The 18,119-nt window shown below is 62.8% G+C and carries 16 protein-coding genes; 5 read left to right on the forward strand and 11 right to left on the reverse strand.

What is annotated here, in order from left to right; translation table 11 throughout:
- Nucleotides 1–43: 43 nt before the first annotated feature.
- Nucleotides 44–1,567, reverse strand: coding sequence for an arylsulfatase (locus FIV34_RS09910; protein WP_246058795.1), 1,524 nt, complete (start codon nt 1,565–1,567; stop codon nt 44–46).
- A gap of 243 nt (nt 1,568–1,810) precedes the next feature.
- On the opposite strand from FIV34_RS09910, the gene FIV34_RS09915 reads away from it, so the two are divergent.
- Entirely contained in the window at nt 1,811–3,187 is a 1,377-nt protein-coding gene (locus FIV34_RS09915; protein ID WP_139982183.1) for an NAD-dependent succinate-semialdehyde dehydrogenase, read from the forward strand.
- A gap of 48 nt (nt 3,188–3,235) precedes the next feature.
- On the opposite strand, the gene FIV34_RS09920 is transcribed toward FIV34_RS09915, so the two are convergent.
- Nucleotides 3,236–4,180, reverse strand: coding sequence for a GlxA family transcriptional regulator (locus FIV34_RS09920; protein WP_139982186.1), 945 nt, complete (start codon nt 4,178–4,180; stop codon nt 3,236–3,238).
- Nucleotides 4,181–4,424: 244 nt separating this feature from the next.
- Between FIV34_RS09920 and FIV34_RS09925 the strand changes: the two genes are divergently transcribed.
- Nucleotides 4,425–5,318 carry a LysR family transcriptional regulator gene (locus FIV34_RS09925; protein ID WP_139982189.1) on the forward strand — a complete coding sequence of 298 codons (894 nt, stop codon included), beginning with the start codon at nt 4,425–4,427 and terminating at the stop codon, nt 5,316–5,318.
- Here the strand turns inward: FIV34_RS09925 and FIV34_RS09930 are convergent.
- The 6 genes from FIV34_RS09930 to FIV34_RS09955 form a co-directional block, all read right to left on the reverse strand.
- Complete coding sequence (locus FIV34_RS09930; RefSeq protein WP_139982192.1) at nt 5,299–7,584, reverse strand: xanthine dehydrogenase family protein molybdopterin-binding subunit; 2,286 nt, start codon at nt 7,582–7,584, stop codon at nt 5,299–5,301. The genes FIV34_RS09925 and FIV34_RS09930 overlap by 20 nt on opposite strands.
- Nucleotides 7,581–8,048: a (2Fe-2S)-binding protein gene (locus FIV34_RS09935; RefSeq protein WP_139982195.1), complete on the reverse strand. Its 468-nt coding sequence runs from the start codon at nt 8,046–8,048 to the stop codon at nt 7,581–7,583. Before FIV34_RS09935 ends, FIV34_RS09930 begins: the two co-directional genes overlap by 4 nt.
- The gene (locus FIV34_RS09940; RefSeq protein ID WP_211352742.1) at nt 8,045–9,334 is read right to left on the reverse strand and encodes a cytochrome c; all 1,290 of its coding nucleotides are present in this window, start codon (nt 9,332–9,334) and stop codon (nt 8,045–8,047) included. The genes FIV34_RS09935 and FIV34_RS09940 overlap by 4 nt, the downstream gene beginning before the upstream one ends.
- Nucleotides 9,335–9,523: 189 nt before the next feature.
- Entirely contained in the window at nt 9,524–10,411 is an 888-nt protein-coding gene (locus FIV34_RS09945) for a type 1 glutamine amidotransferase domain-containing protein (RefSeq protein WP_139982201.1), read from the reverse strand.
- Between the two features lie 27 nt (nt 10,412–10,438).
- Nucleotides 10,439–11,254 carry an SDR family NAD(P)-dependent oxidoreductase gene (locus tag FIV34_RS09950; RefSeq protein WP_139982204.1) on the reverse strand — a complete coding sequence of 272 codons (816 nt, stop codon included), beginning with the start codon at nt 11,252–11,254 and terminating at the stop codon, nt 10,439–10,441.
- Between the two features lie 129 nt (nt 11,255–11,383).
- Nucleotides 11,384–12,199: an NAD(P)-dependent oxidoreductase gene (locus FIV34_RS09955; RefSeq protein ID WP_211352743.1), complete on the reverse strand. Its 816-nt coding sequence runs from the start codon at nt 12,197–12,199 to the stop codon at nt 11,384–11,386.
- A 215-nt stretch (nt 12,200–12,414) separates the two neighbouring features.
- Between FIV34_RS09955 and FIV34_RS09960 the strand changes: the two genes are divergently transcribed.
- The gene (locus FIV34_RS09960; RefSeq protein ID WP_139982210.1) at nt 12,415–13,362 is read left to right on the forward strand and encodes a GlxA family transcriptional regulator; all 948 of its coding nucleotides are present in this window, start codon (nt 12,415–12,417) and stop codon (nt 13,360–13,362) included.
- Nucleotides 13,363–13,377: 15 nt separating this feature from the next.
- Here the strand turns inward: FIV34_RS09960 and FIV34_RS09965 are convergent, their stop codons facing one another.
- Together FIV34_RS09965 and dctA are read right to left on the reverse strand one after the other, a co-directional pair.
- Nucleotides 13,378–13,776, reverse strand: a complete 399-nt coding sequence (locus FIV34_RS09965; RefSeq protein WP_139982213.1) for a tautomerase family protein — start codon at nt 13,774–13,776, stop codon at nt 13,378–13,380.
- 11 nt (nt 13,777–13,787) lie between these two features.
- Complete coding sequence (gene dctA, locus FIV34_RS09970; protein ID WP_139985849.1) at nt 13,788–15,071, reverse strand: C4-dicarboxylate transporter DctA; 1,284 nt, start codon at nt 15,069–15,071, stop codon at nt 13,788–13,790.
- 177 nt (nt 15,072–15,248) lie between these two features.
- Between dctA and FIV34_RS09975 the strand changes: the two genes are divergently transcribed.
- Entirely contained in the window at nt 15,249–16,622 is a 1,374-nt protein-coding gene (locus tag FIV34_RS09975; protein ID WP_139982216.1) for an NAD-dependent succinate-semialdehyde dehydrogenase, read from the forward strand.
- Nucleotides 16,623–16,674: 52 nt separating this feature from the next.
- Here FIV34_RS09975 and FIV34_RS09980 read toward each other — a convergent pair whose 3' ends face one another.
- Complete coding sequence (locus FIV34_RS09980; RefSeq protein WP_139982218.1) at nt 16,675–17,196, reverse strand: MarR family winged helix-turn-helix transcriptional regulator; 522 nt, start codon at nt 17,194–17,196, stop codon at nt 16,675–16,677.
- Between the two features lie 126 nt (nt 17,197–17,322).
- Between FIV34_RS09980 and FIV34_RS09985 the strand changes: the two genes are divergently transcribed.
- Complete coding sequence (locus tag FIV34_RS09985) at nt 17,323–18,075, forward strand: SDR family NAD(P)-dependent oxidoreductase (protein ID WP_139982221.1); 753 nt, start codon at nt 17,323–17,325, stop codon at nt 18,073–18,075.
- The last annotated feature ends 44 nt before the right edge of the window (nt 18,076–18,119 follow it).

Below are 18,119 nucleotides of genomic sequence, written 5' to 3' on the forward strand. Positions count from 1 at the left end.
GGGCCGACGATGGGCGCAGCACGCTGCGCCCATCGTCCGTGGCCTAGTTCGTACGCATCGTCTCGAGCTCTTTCAGCCGTTTCATCGCATCCTCCTGGCGAAGCATGGTGTAGTTGATCCCGCTCGGGTTGAGCGTGGAGCCCGCCTGGTAGGGGAAGTCCGAGAAGTCCGAGAAGAATTCCTTGATCTTCTCCTGGACCGGTACGAGCAACCACATCTGCTGGCCAAAGAATTTCAGGGCTTCGCCGCCCTCTTCCATGCCGCGCTCATAGGGGTCCATGCGCAGATTGGTGATGGTCGCCCATGAGGGCACCTCGCGCGTCGCGGTCGCGATGTTGCCGTGGCTTGCTACCGCGAAGCTGATCTTCCAGTCCGCATAGCGCAGCGCGTTAAGGTTGCCGCCCTGGTCGAAGTAGTAAAGGACCTGTCGCGGACCCTTCTTCTCTTCGCCCTTGAAGTACGGGACAAAATTGTATCCGTCGAGGTGGACCTTGAAGGTCTTGTCGCCCGCCTTGAAACCCTTCTTCATCTTCGTCACGACATCATCGACGCCTGCGGCGGCGCACAGGGTCGGGAACCAGTCGATGAGTGAAATGATGTCGTTGTAGGCTGTTCCCGGCTTAATCACGCCCGGCCAGCGAATCATCATGGGGATGCGCATGCCGCCCTCCCATGTCGTGCCCTTCTCACCACGGAAGGGCGTCATCGCACCATCCGGCCAGAGGGCGATTTCGGCGCCGTTGTCGGTGGTGTAGACGACGATGGTGTCGTCGGCGATCTTGAGCTCATCGAGAAGGTCGAGCAGCTGGCCCACGTGGCCATCGTGCTCCACCATGCCATCGGCATGCAGGCCGCAGCCGCTCTTGCCGACGGAGTCCGCCTTCAGGTGGGTGAAGACGTGCATGCGCGTCGTGTTGAACCACACGAAGAATGGCTTGTCTTCCTTGACCGCCTTCTTGATGAAGTCGGTCGCGCCCCCCAGGAACTCTTCGTCGACCGTGGGCATCCGCGCCTTGTTCAGCGGACCGGTATCCTCGATCTTGCCACCCGCTTTCGAATGGATGACACCGCGCGGGCCGTACTTTTTCTTGAACGCCGGATCCTTCGGATAGAAGTAGCCTTCCGGCTCTTCCTCGGCATTGAGGTGATAGAGGTTGCCGAAGAACTCGTCGAAGCCGTGGTTGGTCGGCAGATGCTGGTCCTGGTCACCCAGGTGGTTCTTGCCGAACTGGCCCGTCGCGTAATCGACGGTCTTCACCACGTCGGCAATCGTCGGCATCCAGTCCGCGATGCCATGGGGATCCCCCGGCATACCGATCGTCAGCAGCCCCGTACGGAATGGCTCCTGTCCGAGGATGAAGGAGGCACGGCCTGCCGTGCAGCTTTGCTGCCCGTAGGAGTCGGTAAAAATCGCACCTTCGTTCGCGATGCGGTCAATGTTGGGGGTTTCGTACCCCATGAGTCCGCGCGTATAGGCGCTGATTTGCGGGATGCCGATATCGTCGCCAAAGATGACGAGGATGTTCGGGCGCGAATCACCAGCTTTCTTCGACGCTTGCTTTGCCACGGCATGCACTCCTTCGGGGGAATCGATGCGAATGAGGCCCCATGGTGAGTCGCTCGTCAGGAACTACCTACGGTAGTTACAGTGGCAACAACGTCGGTACTTTTACTGAGGGCATGGGACTTCGTGGACGCCTGCCGCTCGAGACCGAAATCGCTGTGTTTAAGGCATTTGAGCCAGACGCCATCTGACTTACTTCTAACGGGGTGGATGGATCGGTCCACCAACCTCTCGCGGAGTGTCAACATGGCTTACCAGACAAGAAACCCGACAACCGGGCATCTGCTCAGGACTTACCCCAACCATACCGAGGCTGACATTGAAGCGGCGCTGGATGCAGCGCACACGCTCTATAAATCACCCTGGTCAAGGGCACCGATCCAACCGCGGCTACGCGTGCTGGAACGGCTCGCCGAGGTCATCGATGCGCGGAAAGATGAGCTTGCCCGGATCGTGGTCGAGGAGATGGGAAAACTGATCTCCGACGCGCGCGACGAAGTCTGGATCATCGCTGAAATTGCCCGTTTCTACGCGCGCAAGTCGGAGGAGTTCCTCGCTCCGGTGAAAATTGACTCGGCCCTTGGCGACGCATGGATCGAACATCATCCGCTGGGCGTCATGATGGTGGTCGAGCCGTGGAATTTTCCCTACTACCAGCTAATGCGCGTATTTGCGCCCAACTTTGCGGCCGGTAATCCGGTGATCTCCAAGCACGCCAGTATCGTTCCCCACTGTGCGAGTATCTTCGCTGAAATGGTTGAGGAAGCCGGCGCCCCGAAGGGTGCGTGGGCCAACCTGTTCATCACGTCCGGCCAGGTCAGCGACATCATCGCCGACGACCGGATCGTGGGAGCGGCCATGACCGGCTCCGAGGGGGCGGGTACCGCCATTGCCATACAGGCTGCGAAACACCTGAAGAAATCGACGCTGGAAATGGGTGGGAATGACGTGTTTGTCGTACTGGACGATGCGGACCTGGATCACGCCCTGGAGGCCGGCGTCTTCTCGCGTTTGCACATAAGCGGACAGGAATGCATCTGCGCCAAGCGCTTCGTACTCCACGAAGCGATCGCGAAAACATTCCTTGATCGCTTCACTAAGGCCATGGCGACCGTCACCATTGAGGATCCCATGGACGAGGCGACGGAACTTGGCCCGTTGTCATCCTCGGAAGCGGCCGAAGGCCTTGCGAAGCAGGTCCAGAACGCTGTCGAACACGGCGCCACGCTTCATTTGGGCGGCCGGCAAATCGCGGGCGAAGGCTTCTTCTTCGAACCCACGATCCTTACCAACGTGACGCGGGACAATCCGGCCTATTTCGAGGAGTTCTTCGGCCCGGTGGCCCAGATCTACGTGGTAAAGAACGACGATGAGATCATCGACCTGGCTAACGATTCCCGATTCGGCCTGGCCGGCGCGATCTTCTCGAAGAACATCGAACGCGCCAAAGCCCTGGCCTCGCGGATCGAGACCGGCGCGGTATGGATCAATACGTTCGCGAGCACGGCGCCTGAACTTCCCTTTGGCGGCGTGAAGCGGTCCGGCTACGGCCGGGAGCTGTCGCATCTGGGCATCAAGGAATTTGTAAACCAGAAGCTTGTCCTGGTGAGCAAGACGGCGTAAGGACGGAACACAGCGAGCCGGGCCCCGGGTTGATCCGGGGCCCGGCTCCTATGCGATGGCCTCTTGCCGCGCAAGGCGACGGAGCACTTGGGGGGATTGTCCAAAGGCACGCAGGAAGGCGCGGCGCATGCGGTCACGGTCGCAAAATCCGGTCTGGTGCGCCACCACATCCATGGGATGGCGGCTTTGCTCCATCAGCGATCGTGCGCTTTCTACACGCATGTTCTCGATCGCCTTGGCAGGCGACTGGCCGGTTTCGGCGTGAAAGGTGCGACTGAAATGACGGGGGCTCAGGCAGGCAACTTCTGCCAGTTCTTCGACGGTCAGCGGTTTGTGCAGGTTTTCCCTGGCGTACGAGAGCGCCATCTGAATGCGATCCGACTTGGGCGAGAGGTCCAGGAGTGCCGAGAATTGCGATTGCTCGCCGCTACGGCGGTGATAGATCACCAGTTCGCGCGCCACCGACTTCACGAGCTCCGCACCAAGGTCCATCTCGATCAAGGTGAGGCCAAGGTCGAGCCCCGCGGCGCCTCCCGCCGTCGTCCAGATGGGACCATCGTTCATGAAGATCCGATCGTGTGCGATCTTCACCTTCGGAAACCGCCTTTGCAGCTCATCCGCGTGTAACCAATGCGTAGCGGCACGCCTTCCGTCCAGCAGGCCTGCCTCCGCAAGCACGAAGGCCCCCGTAAAAACAGCGGCGATACGCCGGTGGCGGCTGGACGCCGCGCGCACGAACTCCAGCAAGCCGGCTGTCGCCGCGATCGGCGTTGTTGCCCCGCCCACGACGAGCGTGTCAAACGGTGTGTCTGAAAAGGCCTCGCTTTCAATCATCATGCCGGCCGACGTCCTGACAGGCCCGCCGGCCTCGGAGACGAAGTGCAGGTCGTAGGGCTGGCTCTCGGTCACCGAATTGGCCACTTCGAAAGCCATGGCGATGGTCAGCGCCATGACCGAATAGCCCGGGTAGACAATGAAAGCGATGTCACGCAAAGGAAGCGCTCCTCGTCAATGTCGGTGATGCGCCCTGAAATCCTGTTTCGGCCGGCGTTATCAATGACTCTATGCTTTTCCGGCATCGTGGTTTATACCGCCCATGTCACAAAGGCTTGTGAGCGTGGCTCAGCAATCGCGCACCCGTGGGCGGCTCGTTTTGGGTTTAATGTAGAAAACAGCCTTTATTGCTCCGACAGGTGCTTGAGGTGGCTTTGGACGATCTTGTGAATGAGGCTCACCAATGAAAAAGGGAGAACTCGACGAGCTTTTCGCCTTTGTCACCATTGCCCGGACGCGCAGTTTTACGCGCGCTGCCGCCGAGCTCAATCTTTCGCCGTCTGCGCTAAGTCACACGATAAAGGCCCTGGAACTGCGCCTGGGCGTTCGCCTGCTGGCACGCACGACGAGGAGCGTAGCCCCGACAGCCGCGGGTGAGCGGCTGCTGCGTTCGGTGGAGCCCGCCTTCCGCGAAGTGCAGGCGGGGGTTACCGCGCTGGGCGACTGGCAGCGTGAGCCGCACGGCAACATCAGGCTGACGACGTTTTCGTACGCCGCTCATGCGGTGCTCGGGGCGTCGCTGCCAAAGTTTCTTCTTGACCACCCCAAGGTGTCCGTCGAGGTCGTCCTCGACTCAAAGCTCATTGACCTGATCGCCGAAGGCTTTGATGCCGGTATCCGCTTCGGCGAGTCCCTGGACCAGGACATGATTGCCGTTCCGGTGGGCCCTGCAGCGCGCATGGCCATCGTGGGGTCACCGGCCTATTTCGAGCGACACCCGCGCCCGCAGACGCCATCGGACCTGGACGCCCACAACTGTGTCAACTACCGCCAGATCGGAAGCGGTGGTCTGTTGCCGTGGGAGTTCGAGAGGGATGGAAAGGAATTTCGGGTCCGTACAAGCGGACAGCTCGTTGTCGACGACGGCGATCTGGCGGCGACCGCGGTGGTCGCCGGAGCGGGGCTGGGTTACATGCTCGAAGGGCACGCGCTGCCCTACATTGCGAAAGGCCAGCTCATCCGGGTGCTCGAAGAATGGTGCACGCCGTTCGCCGGTCTGCATCTCTGCTATCCGAACAGGCAGCCGAGCCCTGCCCTGCGCGCCCTGATCGACGCGCTCAGGTGGACGGGCCCTTAGCTTTGACCGCCTCAGCCCGGATGGGAAGATGGCGCAGGCGCACGCCCGTGGCCGCGAAAATCGCATTGCCAATGGCAGGCGCCACGACGGTCGTCGGCGGCTCGCCCAGGCCAACTGGCGCCTCCGCGCTCTCGGTGAAGGCGATGTCCATCTCGGGGACATCCCGTATGCGCAGCGGTGTGTAGGTATCGAGGTTCAGGTCCTTCACCTGCCCGTTCTCAAAACCGGTGCCTTCGTACAGGGCCATGCTCAGCCCCCACAGGGTGGCGCCTTGCGCCTGGGCCATGGCGCCGCCCGGATCGATGATGGATCCGGCATCGATCTCCATCCAGAGCTTCTCGACGACGACCTGACCCGTTGCGGCCTTCACCTTCACCTGAGCCACGCAAGCGCACCAGGTGGGCATGCCCCGCTCCTGGCCGAACGAGCTGGCGAGGCCAAGGCCGCTGCCCGCGGGCAACGATCGGCCCCACCCTGCGCGCCCGGCCACGCGGCGGATGACGTTGGCCTGGCGCAGCGCGCCACCCACGGCGCTGGGGGCTTCACCGGCATTTCGCCCCGCCGCCGTCAGGTGCTTCAGGCGAAAGGTCACCGGATCGATGCCTTGCGTGCGGGCGGCTTCGTCGAGGAAGGACTCAAGCGCCCAGTTGGTCCAGCCAGGCGCCACGGCACGCAACCAGCCCGGCCGGAAGCTCCGCTGCGCAAGGTCGTTGTTCACGGCACGCACGCGGAGCGCACCTACCTCGTACCAATGATCCGCGCCGGCGATGGAGAAGGGATCGTATGAGGCACCATTGGTGCCCTTTTGCATGTTGCCAGGGAACACGGTGAGGCTCGGCCAGCCGGCGACCGCGACGTGCTCCATGGCCACGACGTCGCCGCGCGTATCCCAACCCATCTTGAGCCGCTGCACGGTGGGCGAGCGCAACGAATCGAGTCGCGTGTCGTCTTCACGGGTAAGTACCATCTTTACCGGTCGCTTCAATACCTTTGTGGCGAGGGCGGCGGGCACCACGTAATCACCGTTAAGCCGCCGGCCGAATCCGCCGCCGATCAGGTACGTTCGCATCACGATCTTGTCTTGAGTCACCCCTAGTGCCTTGGCGAGAACGGGAAGGATGAAGCCCTGCGCCTGGTTCCCCGTATGTATCTCGAAGAGGCCATCTTTCTCGAGGGCAACCGCGTTCACCGGCTCCAGCTGAAAATGCAGGACGCCTGCGGTCGTATACGTCGCTTCGATCGCCTGCGTGGCTGCCGCAAAGCCGGCGTCCACGTCGCCGCCGCCGGTATCGAGCAAGGCACCCTGCCCGCTGTCAGCGATCAGCTCGGCGGCATGCCGGAACAGATCGGCTTCCGAAACCGACGCGGTATCGCCGCCCTGCCATTGCACCTCGACGAGCTCCGTGGCGCGCACGGCGGCGTAGTAGCTCCGCGCGATGACCATCACCCACCCGGGCACCGTGTCGGAAGGATCGTCGAGCACGATGCTCCTAAGGTACCCCTTGACCTTGCGCACGGCCTGGTCGTTCACCGAGACGACCCTGGATCCATAGCGCGTCGGCGGCAGCTTCGGACGCGCATAGACCAAGCCTGGCATCTCTACATCGATGCCGTAGACGGCCGTGCCGTTGGTTTTCGACGGAACATCAAGCGCGGGCGTGGGCTTGCCAATCAGGGAGCGGGCACTCGCTGGCTTGATCGGCAGCGCTTTCATCTGGTCGTCGGTAAAGCGACGGGCGAGGCGGCCGCGCCTGACGATGTCGCCATAGAGGATCGAGCGGCTACCGGCGTGGACAGCGCCATGTCGCGCGGTACATGCGCTGACCGGGACGGCGAGGAGCCTGGCCGCTTCTTCGATCAACGTGATGCGACCGGCGGCCCCCGCCCGGCTGAACCGGGGAAACGACGTCCAGACCGAGGTGCTGCCACCGGTGACCATGAACCCCCATTTGGGATCGGTATCGACACCGACGATCCTGACCCTGTCCCAATCGGCCTCGAGTTCGTCGGCAAGGATTCGTGCAATGGCGGTCCCGATGTGCTGGCCCATTTCCGCCTTGGGCACATTGACCGAGATGATCCCCTCGTGGTCGATCGCAAACCATACCGTGGGTTCGAACAACGAACCCGCATATGCCATTCCTGGCGACACGAGCTGGTCCAGGAGCGCCACGGCGCCCGCCGCTCGCGCGAAACCGAAGAAGGCGCCGGTCGTCGCGGCCGCGATGAGGAACGATCGGCGGCCGTGGTCGATGTCGGTCGTCATGTCTTGTTCTCCTGCATCTCGCGCGCTGCCTGCTTGATGGCGTCGCGTATGCGCGCATACGTCATGCAGCGGCAGAGATTGCCCGTCATGACCGCATCGATATCCGCATCGGTCGGGCTCGGAAAATCCCTCAGCATGGCAGCCGCCTGCATGATCTGCCCGGACTGGCAGTAACCGCACTGCGGAACCTGCAGCTCGATCCATACTCGCTGCAGGGGGTGCTGGCCCTGGGGATCCAGCCCTTCGATGGTCGTCACATCGGCCCCGGACACGGCGCCAAGCGACGTCACGCAGGATCGCGTGGGGCGGCCGCCGACGTGAACCGTGCACGCGCCGCACATCCCGATGCCGCAGCCGAATTTGGTGCCCTTGAGACCGATCTCGTCGCGGATAACCCACAGCAGTGGCGTCTGCTCGTCATCATCGACCGTCACCGGCCGGCCGTTGATCCGGAAGCTGGTCATCGTGACTCTCCGTCTTTCTGGGCGCGAATCCGCGCCACTTGCCCCGCCAGGTCGGACCATGGGGGCTGCTGTGTACGCGTGGCACGCAGGTACGAAGCGATCAGCGCCACATCCTGGTCACTCATGCCGCGGGCAAAGCCGGGCATCACCACGCCGGGCGCCCCGTCCTTCGCATCGATACCTTCGAGCACCACGTGGATGAGGTTGGACGGGTCATCCAGCTGGACGGCGCTATTGAGGCCCAGGTCCGGACGGTTCGGCAGGACATCGGGCGCGCGGTTGTAATGGCAGGAGGCGCAGGCCGTGGCAAACAGGCGGCCGCCAGGACTGTCGGTGCGCTGGTGATCGGCCGTGTCGGCTTCCAGGGCGGTCGCCACGGAGCGGCCGGTCGTGTCCGCCCGGGAGTCGCCCGCGCCTAGTGACTCGATGTAGGTCACCAACGCCTGCTGATCCTCCGGAGCCAGTGAAGCCAGGCCCCGGGATACGGAGGCCATCGGGCCGGCGGCGGTACCGTGATACTTGCTGATGCCGGTGGTCAGGTAGCGATGCAGCTCATCGCTCGTCCAGGGTACGGGTGAGGCATTCGATGCCGTCAGCGCCGGCGCGAACCAGGCGTCGACGGATGCACCCTGATACCGCCGCGTAGATAGCTCCTGCCCCAGGATCCCTCGAGGCGTATGGCATGCCGAGCAATGGCTAAGGCCCTCGGCGAGGTATGCACCGCGGTTCCAGCGCGCTGATTCATCGCTTATTGCGACGAAGCGTGCCGGATGGAAGAACAGGAGCTTCCATCCCGCCTGTAACGCGCGGATACCGAAGGGAAACGGCATGTCGTTGGGGTGATCCGGCTGATGCACCGGCGCGCGCGTCATGACATACGCATAGATCGCGTGGATGTCCTCGTCGGACAACTGATTGAAATGATCGAAGGGAAAGGCCGGAAAGAGGTGTGACCCGTCCCTGGCGACGCCCTCGCGCATCGCACGTCGAAACGCTTCTTCCGTCCAGGCGCCAATACCCGTCTCACGATCGGGCGAAATATTCGTCGAGTAGATGGTCCTGAAGCCGGTATTCATCGCATAGCCACCGGCCAGTGGCTTGCCGCCAGCGATGGTATGGCACCCCTCGCAGAAGCCCGCAGCCGCGAGACGCGCGCCTTGCGCGATGACAGCGGGCGGGAAGCTTGTCGCCGGCGGTGTCGGCCCTTCCGCAATGGCGGGCTTCCAGGCCAGCGCGGCGAAGGCGCCAAGGCCGATCGCGGCGACAGCCACCAGCCAGAGGGCCACGCGTTTGATGCGGCCCGGGGTCCCGGCATGATGGGATCTATCCACGGTCGTCTCCTGGCGCATACGAACTGGCCCGACGGTATCAAGCGCCTACCCCGGGCTCCATGCCACATACGCATGCGATTCCGGACAAAAAAACCAAGGGGCAGTGCCCCTTGGTCGGCAACGCGCCAAACGTGCTTCAGGGAATCAATGCTTGTGCGCGGTAGGGCGCTTCTGTGCATTGAGCTGCTTGACCAGCACGTCACCGAATTCCGGTGCCGACATCGGCTGCTGGCCGGTGATCAGCTCGCGATCGACGATGACATTGCTGTGCCAGTTCGCCACGGTGTCGACATGGGCGCCCGCTTCGGCCAGCGCGTTCACCGGGTAGAACTGGACATTGCCGCCCAGGCCCGACGGGCCTTCAAGCTGCTGCTCTTCGCCGGTGGAGAACACGGTCAGGCGATAGCCAGCGTACGGCCAGCCAGCAGCCAGCGAGTTGGCCTTGCCGTCGCCCGCGATCATCGAGGCTACGAAAGCGTCCGGGTCGGACAGAGCCGACAGCAGCACGATCGGGCCATGGCAGATAATGCCGGTGGGGCGGCCGGACTGGTGGAAGCTGGTGAGGATCTTGCCCAGGTTGCGGTCCTTGAGCAGGTCCGCCATGGGCGCGTGGCCACCCGGGATGAACACGCCGACGTAACCATCCGTGCCTTCGGCCACCACAGACGCCAGCGTCTTCGGGTGCTTCAGCTGTTCGATGCCCTTGGCGTATTTTTCGGCTTCTGCGCGAGCCGCGTCATCCCCACCAAAGAACATCTTGTTGTTGGAGTTAACGTCCATCACGGGCATGTCGCCGTTCGGATTGGCGATCACCGGCTCATAGCCAGCATCGACGAGCTTGCGGAACGGAACGACGAACTCGTTCAGATAGTAGCCGGTCGCGTACTTCTTGCCGTCGCGAAGGTTCAGCTCGTGCGCGCTGGACATGATGACGAGCACCTTGCCGCGCGACGGTGCAGCGGAAGCCTCGAGCGGAACCGAGATCGAGGTAGAAAGGGCGAGGACGGCCCCGGCAATCTTGAAGATATTCATGATATTCACCTGTGGAAAGTTGAGTGGTTAGGCTTGGGTCGCCGGCACGCCGTAACGCGGGGCGGGCTTGGCATTGCTGAACTTCGACGACAGCGCACGACGGTCCGCTTCCCAACGGGTCCACGCGTCACCCTCGTGAAGGGGCGGGATCGTCACCAGTTCACCCAGATCCAGGCCGGCAAGTGCGGCATCAACCAGGTCTGCGGCACTCATGGTGCTGGCGGATTCTTTCTGCTTGGCATAGCCGGCCACGTCCCAGAATTCGGTCGCCGTCGCCGCCGGCAGGACGGTCTGGATGCGTACGCCCTTGTCGGCCAGGTCGCGCTGCAGCGCATGACCGAAGCTGAGCACATAGGACTTCGACGCGCTGTACACGCCATTCAAGGCTTCGACGGCGATACCGACGGCCGAGCTGATATTGATGATAGTGCCCGCGCCACGGGCAGCGAATGCCGGTGCCACTGCATAGGTGAGGCGGGTGAGCGCCGTGATGTTCAGGTTGATCATGGCTTCCATGTCGTCGGCGCTGCTGTTCAGCACGGACGCGACGGAGCCGACACCCGCGTTGTTGACCAGCACGGTGATGCGCTCGTTGTCGCGCAGGACGCTTTCAACCTTGGAAAGGCCGGCTTTGTCGTTAAGGTCGGCAGCGAGCGTGTCTACGGTGCGACCGGTTTCAGCGTTCAGGCGAGTCGCCAGGGCCTGGAGACGGTCGGCGTTGCGCGCCACCAGGAGGAGGTCATAACCGCGCTTGGCAAGGCGGTCGGCATAGATGGCACCGATGCCGGACGACGCGCCGGTAACGAGTGCGATTCCTTTGGGGGAGGTGCTGGAAGAAGTCATGATGTGGTCTCCGTGGGAAAGCTCAACCGACACGATGTCGGGGCTTGGGAATAGTCTGTTCTCGGCCGGAAATTACTTAAATGACGTAGATGCAATGATTCATGCCATCGCCCTGACAGGCTGCCTGCGCTAGGTAAAAAGCTTCACCACGCCCGTCATGTTGTCTTTGCCCAGGCCGCGTTCGATCGCTACACGGAAGACGTGGCGTGCTCCCGCCAGCGTTGGCGCAAAGGCCTCCGGACCCGCTGTTCCAAGCGCGTAGCCAAAGTCCTTCTCGATCAACTCAATGGGGAATTGCGGCTCGACGTTTCCGGCCAGCATGAGGCTGGTTACGCGTCCCGCGGCGGGGCTCCATGCGGGTGTCTTCGCGACCGCCTCAAGGATGTGGGCGACATCGGCGCCCGCGTGCGTAAGCATGCCAATCAGCTCAGCTAATGCCGTCAACTGGATGCCCAGTAATGCGTTGGTGGCGAGCTTAGCCAGTGCGCCGGACCCGACCGGGCCGACGTGGGAGATCGACGATCCCATGGCCTTGAGGACGCTTTCCGCGCGTGTGAACGAATTCGGGTCACCGCCGACCAGATACATCAGCTGGCCCCCCTCGGCCTGGGGCGTGCTCCCCACCACCGGCGCTTCGAGAAACGCGACCGATCGCTGGGCCAGTCGTGAACCCAGTTCCCTGACCCAATCGGGCGTGAGGGTAGAACTTTCGATGGCCAACGCACCCTCGTGCATGCCGGCCAGGGCGCCCGTGTCAGGGTCCAGCCACACCTGCCGCGAAGCGCCGTTGTCGCGCACCATCGCCAGCACGATGTCGGAGCCGAGGGCAGCGTCCTTCGGGGTTTCGGCCGGTCGCGCGCCCTGCTCCACTAGGCCCTGGGCGGCTGACGGGCTACGGTTCCACACCGTGATCGAGTGGCCAGCCTTGATGAGGTTTGCGGCCATGCGCGATCCCATCGCGCCCAGGCCAAGTACTGCGATAGTCGCCATGTGGCTGTCTCTGGTGGGGAGGAGAACAGCATTCTGGCCTCGCCGGCCACGCTCACCTATGACGCATATGCAAGGATTTAGGCCATGCGGCCGCCGCTGCGGTGGGAAATGGCTGATTTCATTGCACCTGTGTCATGGATGGTGCGGAAGCTGTCCTGCACAGTGACCTCATGAAATCCATAAGACTCCTCGTTTACCCTGGTTTCCAGGCGATCGCGTTGGCCGTCGCCACTGTCTTCGAGTACGCGAACCTGTCGCTTGACGAGCCTGCCTACGACTTCCGGATCGTCGCCGAGACCAGCGGCCTCGTCCCTTCCTCACAGGGCTTTTCGGTACATGCCGAGCCGCTGGACGACGCGGCGTACGACACCCTGATCGTTGCAGGCGATAACGAGTGCCGCCTCCCGTCGCGCCGTGTGCTGGCGTACGTTCGCCAGTCGGTGACGCGTACACGGCGGGTCGCGTCCGTGTGTACCGGCGCCTTTGTTCTCGCGGCAGCGGGCTTGCTTGAAGGTAAGCAGGCAACGACGCACTGGCACCACGCGCACCGCTTCAGGAAGCAATACCCCAACGTGCTGTTGGACGAAGACCGCATTGTCGTCGTCGATGGAAACATCATGACGTCGGCGGGCATGACGGCGGGTATCGACCTGGCGCTGGCGATCATCGAGCAAGACCTCGGTCTCGACCTCTCACTCAGCGTTTCGCGCAAGCTCGTGCTCTACCAACGGCGTGGGAAAGGCCAGTCGCAGTTTTCCGCGTTCCTTGAGCCGAGCGCCATGTCGGAGCGCATACAGCTGGCCCTGTCGTACGCGCGGGAGCACCTGGCTGACGAGCTCACGGTCGATGTGCTTGCGGATGCGGCAAGACTTAGCTCGCGCCAGTTCAGCCGCGTCTTCAGCCAGGAAACCGGCCAGTCACCTGGGAAGGCCGTCGAGCGCCTGCGCGTGGAAGCTGCGCGGTTGATGATGGAGACGAGCCGGCAGCCGATCGAAGCGATCGCACGCGAGACCGGCTTCGGCGACCGCGAGCGCATGCGGCAGGCGTTCCTGCGCGCCTTTGGCCAATCGCCGCAGGCCATGCAGCGCGCCTCCGCCGGGCGGACGCGCGCCGGGTAGCCCCGGCGCCGCGGATCAGGCTTCGTCCTCGGACCACTCCGGGCTGAAGCCGCCCAGGGTCGGGTGATACATTTCGTCACCCGTATGCTGGGTAAACTCGACATTCAGGCGGTCTTCGCGCAAGCCAAGTATGTCGATGCAATCGGCGCAGAGTGCCTTGGCTACCTCCATGCGCAGTTCGGGTGTCCGCCCCCTGCGAATGTCACACATCAGGACAGACGCGGGAACGGCCTCGCCGTCGACACCGTCGACCGTCCGCCAGACGGCACCCTCGCCCAGTTCGCGAATGGCAATGCTGATGCGCCGGATATCGACCGACATCATCGCGGCATAGGTACCTGCCATCTTCCGGGCAAGCTTTCTTTTGGTATCAACGGAATAACTCTCGTTAAGGTCCAGCTGAAGGTACGGCATGGGGATGCTCCTTAGTCGTCAGGTGATTGAAGAGAATTGCGTGGCCCGCGAAGCGTGGCGGCCATCCGGGAGTGGTCCAGCTCGCCCTCCCACGCCGATACGACGACAGCCGCCACGGCATTACCCACGATATTGACCAGCGACCGGCATTCCGCCATGAACCGGTCGATACCCAGGATAAGCACCATGGCCGCGACGGGAACCGTGGGCACCACGGCAAGGCTTGCCGCCAGTGCCACGAAGCCGGCGCCGACAACGGCACTGGACCCCTTGGACGTCAGCATGGTCACCGCGAGCAGCGTCAATTCCTGCTGCGTCGTGAGCGGTATGTTCGTCGCCTGCGCAAGGAACAGCACCGCCAGCGTCACATAGATGTTGGCGCCGTCGAGGTTGAACGAATAACCGGTAGGCACCACCAGCCCGACGACCGCCCGGGAGCAGCCAAGCCGTTCGAGTTTCTGCATCAGCTGGGGGAGCGCGGCCTCGGACGTGCTCGTGCCGAGAACGATAAGCAGCTCTTCCTTCAGGTATATCAGCAATCGGAAGACGTTGAATCCAGCCATCCGGCCTACCGCACCCAGCACGACGACCACGAAGACCAGCGCCGTGGCGTAGAACGTGAGAATGAGCTTGCCAAGCGGCATCAGGGAGGCAATGCCGTACTTCCCCACCGTGAACGAGAGCGCACCGAAGGCCCCGATGGGCGCGGCCTTGGTGATGATCCTGACTAATGAAAAGAACACCGCGGAGAGCTTCTCAATCGACGCGGCGATGCCGTTGGCCCGCTCGCCGGCGAGGGAGAGCGCAATACCGAACATCACGGACACAAAGAGGATGGGGAGGGTCTCGCCCTTGGAAAACGCGTCCATGAAGGACGAGGGAATGATCCCGAGCAAGAATCCGGCCATGCCATCGGCGTGTTCCGAGGGGCTGACGAATCCGGCCACGGCATGGGGATCCAGGGACGAAACCGAGACGTTGAATCCGTCTCCCGGGCGAAGGACATGCCCAAATACCAGGCCAATCACCAGGGCAAGTGACGAAATCACCTCGAAATACAGCAGCGCCTTGCCGCCGACGCGTCCGACCTTCTTCAGGTCGGTCATGCTGCTGATGCCTGTCACCACCGTACAGAAGATGATCGGGCCGATCACCATGCGTATCAGCTTGATGAACGCATCTCCGAACGGCTTCATCGCCAGCCCGTACTGGGGCTCGAAATGGCCCAGCAGGATGCCCGCGACGATGGCGGCCAGCACCTGGATGTAAAGCACCTTATAGAAAGGTTGTTGCATAGTGTCTTGGCTTCGATACAGCGCGAGTCCATGGCACTTTGGGTTACACGGCGACACATGACCATGACGGATAGTCGTGGTTTTCATGCCATGGCATAAAAGCTTGCAGATATGTCATTGCTGCCATTCCGGGGCCGAGCCTAAGCTTTTTCCATCCCCCCTGAGCTGGAGCTTCCCATGGCATACCGCACCATCAACCCGACCACGAACAAGCTGGTCAAGACGTACCCGAATCACACCGATGCCGACGTCGAAGCCGCGCTTGATGCGGCACATAAGCTCTATAAGTCCGAATGGTCCAAAGGACCGATCCAGCCGCGCCTGAAGGTGCTGGAGCGGCTAGCCGACCTGATTGATGCGCGCAAGGAAGAACTCGCCCGCATCGCCACCGTCGAGATGGGCAAGCTCATCTCCGATGCGCGTGACGAAGTGTGGATCATTGCTGAAATCGCCCGTTACTACGCACGAAACGCCGAGAAATTCCTTGCGCCCACCCGGATCGACTCGCAGCTGGGTGATGCCTGGGTCGAGCATCACCCGATCGGCGTTCTCCTGGCGGTCGAGCCCTGGAACTTCCCCTACTACCAGCTCATGCGCGTCTTTGCCCCTGCCCTCGCCGCTGGCAATCCGGTGGTGGCCAAGCACGCGAGCATCGTGCCGCACTGCGCCACCGTGTTCGAAGAGCTCGTTAATGAAGCGGGCGCGCCGAAGGGTGCGTGGACGAACCTGTTCATCACCTCGGACCAGGTCGCCAACATCATTGCGGATGAGCGTGTACAAGGCGCCGCCATGACCGGGTCCGAAGGCGCCGGCAGTGCCATTGCGGCACAGGCCGGCAAGTACCTGAAGAAGTCGACGCTGGAAATGGGCGGCAATGACGTCTTCGTCGTGCTGGATGACGCGGATATCGACAAGGCCGTGGATATTGGCGTCTTCTCGCGCCTCCACATTTCGGGCCAGGAGTGCATCTGCGCAAAGCGGTTCGTCCTGCACGAAAGCATTGCCGAGACGTTCCTCAGCCGGTTCACCACTGCCATGGCCGCCGTGAAGATCGGTGACCCGCTCGACGAGACCACCCGGCTTGGTCCCCTGTCGTCCGCCGATGCCGTCAAGGGCCTCTCCGGCCAGGTCGCTCGCGCGATTGAACACGGCGCCACGCTGCACCTGGGCGGCAACGCCATCGAGGGTGAAGGCAACTTCTTCGAACCAACCATCCTGACGAACATCAGCCGTAGCAACCCAGCCTACTTTGAAGAGTTCTTCGGTCCGGTCGCGCAGGTGTACGTAGTGAAGAACGACGATGAGATCGTCGAGCTGGCCAATGATTCGCGCTACGGCCTTGCCGGCGCGGTGTTCTCGCAGAACATCGAGCGTGCCAAGGCACTGGCGTCGCGCATTGCGACCGGGGCGATCTGGATCAACACCTTCGCCAGCACGGCGCCCGAGCTGCCGTTTGGCGGCGTGAAGCGTTCCGGCTACGGCCGCGAGCTGTCGGAGCTGGGCATCAAGGAATTCGTCAACCAGAAGCTGGTCCTGGTCGCGAAGTCCTGAGCGAAGGCCCTACGGTGGCGACCGTCGCCACCGTAGGTATCCCACTCTTCTATCAGGAAGCGGAGGCACTCTCCAACGACTTGTTATAGGCATCAAGGAACTCGTCCGACGCCACCTCGTCGGCGATAGCGCGCAAAGCAGCGGCTGCATCTCTCCCGAGGACGCCTTCCACGCGCCGGTTCACGGTATCCCAGAGTGCCCTGGCTTCGTCGACCTGTGCCATGCCGTGCGGCGTCAGGGCGGCTCGCTTCGTCCGCCCATCCTGCTCATCGGGCTGTAGTGCAACCAGGTCGTCACGCACCAATGGCCTGAGTGCGTGCGTGAGTGCCGAAATCTGTATGGCCAGCTTTTGCGCAAGGTCCTGCAGGGTCGGCGGCGTGCCGTTGCCGCTGATGGACATTCGCTCGATCTCCGCCAACAGCGCTACCTGTGTCGCCTTCAGACCGAGCGTGCCGAAGGCATCGTCATACAGGTTGCCCAGGCGCCGGGCGGCTCGCCTCACTGCGGTATTCGTGCACGCGAGCACTTCCAGGAAATCGGAAGTACGGGTTCTCGCTTTGCGCGGTTTGCTCATCGTCGTTGGGTTGCCGGTGGTCCGGAGGGAATAATGGTTGAGTACAGCACTATTGACAAGCGCCCTCCGGCCAACCATATACTTGAGGCCTCAACCATAGTTCGATTCCCGTATCTGGAGAAGCGCATGTCCCGCCTTAACGGAAAAATCGCAGTTGTTACCGGTGCCAGCTCTGGCATCGGCCTCGCCACGGCTAAAACGTTCCTCGCCGAGGGCGCGGCACGGGTCTACATCACCGGCCGCCGCGTCGCGGAGCTCGAAAGCGCCGTTGCCTCGCTGGGCGAGCGCGCCATCGCCGTCCAGGGCGATGTCACGAATCCGGCAGACCTGGATCGCCTGTACGATCGTGTGCAGGCGACCGACGGGCATGTCGATGTCGTCTTCGCAAACGCTGGGTTTGCAACGGCCGGCGCGCTGGGTGACCTCGCCGAGGGCCACGTGGACGCCCTCTTCGATACCAACGTCAAGGGTGTGGTCTGGACCGTGCAAAAGGCCTTGCCGCTGATGCGCGCAGGCGGCTCGATCATCCTGAGTTCTTCCATCGTCGGCAGCAAGGGCTTCGGTGGCTGGAGCATCTACAGCGCGACCAAGGCCGCCGTCCGCTCCTTTGCCCGCACGTGGTCCTCGGAGCTGAAGGGCCGGAATATCCGGGTCAATGTCGTGAGCCCGGGGGTCATCGAAACCCCGGCCTATGACGACATGTACGCGACGAAAGATGAGGCGAAGGGCTTCTTCGACTTCGCTGCCAGCATCACCCCGCTCGGGCGCACGGGTACCGATGAGGACGTCGCCAGGGTGGTCACGTTCCTGGCCTCGGATGACAGCAGCTTCGTGACGGCCAGCGAATACTTTGTCGATGGCGGCCTCGCCCAGGTCTGAGATCGCACGTTATCGCTACAAGGCTGGGGCGCGTCTCCGACGAA

The organism is Luteibacter pinisoli (assembly GCF_006385595.1).
In the GTDB taxonomy this organism is placed as follows: Bacteria; Pseudomonadota; Gammaproteobacteria; order Xanthomonadales; family Rhodanobacteraceae; genus Luteibacter; species Luteibacter pinisoli.

Bases quoted from the DNA above. Each gene is read 5' to 3' on its own strand.
- FIV34_RS09915 (WP_139982183.1), top strand. From the start codon at position 1,811: ATGGCTTACCAGACAAGAAACCCGACAACCGGGCATCTGCTCAGGACT.
- FIV34_RS09925 (WP_139982189.1), top strand. From the start codon at position 4,425: ATGAAAAAGGGAGAACTCGACGAGCTTTTCGCCTTTGTCACCATTGCC.
- FIV34_RS09930 (WP_139982192.1), bottom strand. From the start codon at position 7,584: ATGACGACCGACATCGACCACGGCCGCCGATCGTTCCTCATCGCGGCC.
- FIV34_RS09935 (WP_139982195.1), bottom strand. From the start codon at position 8,048: ATGACCAGCTTCCGGATCAACGGCCGGCCGGTGACGGTCGATGATGAC.
- FIV34_RS09945 (WP_139982201.1), bottom strand. From the start codon at position 10,411: ATGAATATCTTCAAGATTGCCGGGGCCGTCCTCGCCCTTTCTACCTCG.
- FIV34_RS09950 (WP_139982204.1), bottom strand. From the start codon at position 11,254: ATGACTTCTTCCAGCACCTCCCCCAAAGGAATCGCACTCGTTACCGGC.
- FIV34_RS09955 (WP_211352743.1), bottom strand. From the start codon at position 12,199: ATGGCCGCAAACCTCATCAAGGCTGGCCACTCGATCACGGTGTGGAAC.
- FIV34_RS09960 (WP_139982210.1), top strand. From the start codon at position 12,415: ATGAAATCCATAAGACTCCTCGTTTACCCTGGTTTCCAGGCGATCGCG.
- FIV34_RS09965 (WP_139982213.1), bottom strand. From the start codon at position 13,776: ATGCCGTACCTTCAGCTGGACCTTAACGAGAGTTATTCCGTTGATACC.
- dctA (WP_139985849.1), bottom strand. From the start codon at position 15,071: ATGCAACAACCTTTCTATAAGGTGCTTTACATCCAGGTGCTGGCCGCC.
- FIV34_RS09975 (WP_139982216.1), top strand. From the start codon at position 15,249: ATGGCATACCGCACCATCAACCCGACCACGAACAAGCTGGTCAAGACG.
- FIV34_RS09980 (WP_139982218.1), bottom strand. From the start codon at position 17,196: ATGAGCAAACCGCGCAAAGCGAGAACCCGTACTTCCGATTTCCTGGAA.
- FIV34_RS09985 (WP_139982221.1), top strand. From the start codon at position 17,323: ATGTCCCGCCTTAACGGAAAAATCGCAGTTGTTACCGGTGCCAGCTCT.